This window comes from Streptomyces milbemycinicus, from assembly GCF_002154605.1.
GTDB lineage: Bacteria > Actinomycetota > Actinomycetes > Streptomycetales > Streptomycetaceae > Streptomyces > Streptomyces milbemycinicus.
Window position 1 is genome coordinate 1 of sequence record NZ_MUNE01000880.1, and the last position, 1,783, is coordinate 1,783.

The following is a 1,783-nucleotide window of genomic DNA, read 5'->3' on the forward strand; positions in this document are numbered from 1 at the left end:
GTTTGGGAGCGGTGGGGCCCGGGGGTGTGCGGGAATGCGCTCATTCGCTAGGGTCGTGGGCCATGGCGAACAACCCCCAAGGTCCTGAGGGCAACTACGACCCGGCCGGCTCGACCCAGATGTTCCGGGCCTTTGTCGACGACGACGGCGGGCGGCAGCAGCAGCGAGCGGCCGCTCCCTCTTCCTCCGGCGGCCCGCGCATCGGTGTGATCGTCGGCGTGATCGTCGCGATCGCCGTCGTCGCCGGCGTCGCCTGGCTGGCCCTGTCCTAGTCCGCGGACTGGTCCCCGGCTTGGTTCTCGGGCCAGGTCACGGAGGCGTCCTGGGTCTCGATATGCATGCCGAGCGGCACCCGCCAGTCGTCCACGCACACCTCCCAGGTCTTCTCCTTCTTCCCGCCCGCCAGAATCGGCACCGGCAGGTTGCGCTTCGACTCGATCGTCGCCCAGTCGATGCCGAGGACGTCGATGATGTGGGTCGCGAAGGTGATCGTTCCCGAGGTCACGGGGGTGCCCCCGGTGTTGCGGAACTCGACGGTCACCTTCTCGCACCAGCGGTCGTCGGCCGCCGCGCGCACCAGATCGCCGATCTTCAGCACGGCGGGGCCGCTCGGGGTGGAGGGCGAGCCGGGCGTGGGCTGAGGGCCGTCCGTACTTCCCGAGCCGCCGGAGCCGTCGGCGGGTCCGGAGCTGCCTGAGCCGCTTCCGCCGCCGGAGCCGTCATGGGTGCCGCCGGTCCGGCCGCCGTCGTCGGCGCCCGTCCGCCCCGGCGTTCTCCCCGGGGACTGTCCGGGCGTACGCGTCGCGGCGGTCCCGTCCCGCCCGGATGAGGCGTCCGGCGCGCCCGAGGTCTTCGTATCCCCGGACCCGGAGGGGCGTCCTTTCCCGCCGCGGCCGGAGTCCTTTCCCTTGCCGTCTGCCGTGCCGTCGCCGTCGAGCGGCACCAGCTTTACGCCGCCCCCGGGCGGCGCGGACGTGGCCTTGGGCCCGTCCGGCCCGGCCGCTTCGGCCGCGAGATATCCGTCGTCGCCGCCGGCGCAGCCGCTGAGCAGCGCGCCCAGGCACAGCGCGGCCGCCGAGGAGGCGATCGCCGTGCCCCGGCGGCCCGTTGTCCGGCTCCACGCGTATCGCATCGAGCCAGTGTGGCTGACGACCCGTCAGGTGTACAGGGTCGTGCGGCAGCCGGGCACCGGCCCGATGACGGCACGTCAGTGGAGCGTTACCGGTGATGCGTCAGTGATGGGTCAGTGGCGACAGCGGCGCCTCAGTCGGCGATGAGCCCTTCGCGCAGCTGCGCCAGAGTCCGCGTCAGCAGCCGTGAGACATGCATCTGGGAGATCCCGACCTCTTCGCCGATTTGCGACTGCGTCATATTGGCGAAGAAGCGGAGCATGATGATCTGGCGCTCGCGCGGCGGGAGTTTGGCCAGTAGCGGCTTCAGGGACTCCCGGTACTCCACGCCCTCGAGCGCGCTGTCCTCGTAGCCGAGCCGGTCGGCCAGCGACCCCTCGCCGCCGTCGTCCTCGGGGGACGGTGAGTCGAGCGAGGAGGCGGTGTAGGCGTTGCCCACCGCCAGCCCGTCGACCACGTCCTCCTCCGAGACGCCGAGCGCCGTGGCGAGCTCGGTGACCGTCGGGGAGCGGTCGAGCTTCTGGGACAGCTCGTCGCTGGTCTTGGTGAGGGCCAGGCGCAGCTCCTGGAGCCGCCGCGGCACCCGAACCGACCAGCTGGTGTCGCGGAAGAAGCGCTTGATCTCGCCCACGACGGTCGGCATGGCGAAGGTC

Annotated in this window: 3 protein-coding genes; 1 reads left to right on the forward strand and 2 read right to left on the reverse strand. The window is 71.8% G+C overall.

Annotated features, from left to right (window positions below):
* Window positions 1–62: 62 nt before the first annotated feature.
* Window positions 63–272 (forward strand): hypothetical protein, encoded by a 210-nt coding sequence (locus CCN51_RS48170; protein ID WP_014177819.1) that lies wholly within the window; start codon window positions 63–65, stop codon window positions 270–272.
* On the opposite strand, the gene CCN51_RS48175 is transcribed toward CCN51_RS48170, so the two are convergent.
* Together CCN51_RS48175 and CCN51_RS48180 are read right to left on the reverse strand one after the other, a co-directional pair.
* A complete protein-coding gene (locus CCN51_RS48175; protein WP_086861046.1) occupies window positions 269–1,132 on the reverse strand; it encodes a hypothetical protein in 864 nt (287 codons plus the stop codon). The two genes, CCN51_RS48170 and CCN51_RS48175, sit on opposite strands and share 4 nt — an antisense overlap.
* A gap of 131 nt (window positions 1,133–1,263) precedes the next feature.
* Window positions 1,264–1,783: sigma-70 family RNA polymerase sigma factor (locus tag CCN51_RS48180; protein WP_143676154.1), on the reverse strand; the 520-nt coding region annotated here is incomplete at its 5' end.

Coding starts and splice junctions, on each gene's coding strand:
- CCN51_RS48175 (WP_086861046.1), bottom strand. CDS start 1,132: ATGCGATACGCGTGGAGCCGGACAACGGGCCGCCGGGGCACGGCGATC.
- CCN51_RS48170 (WP_014177819.1), top strand. CDS start 63: ATGGCGAACAACCCCCAAGGTCCTGAGGGCAACTACGACCCGGCCGGC.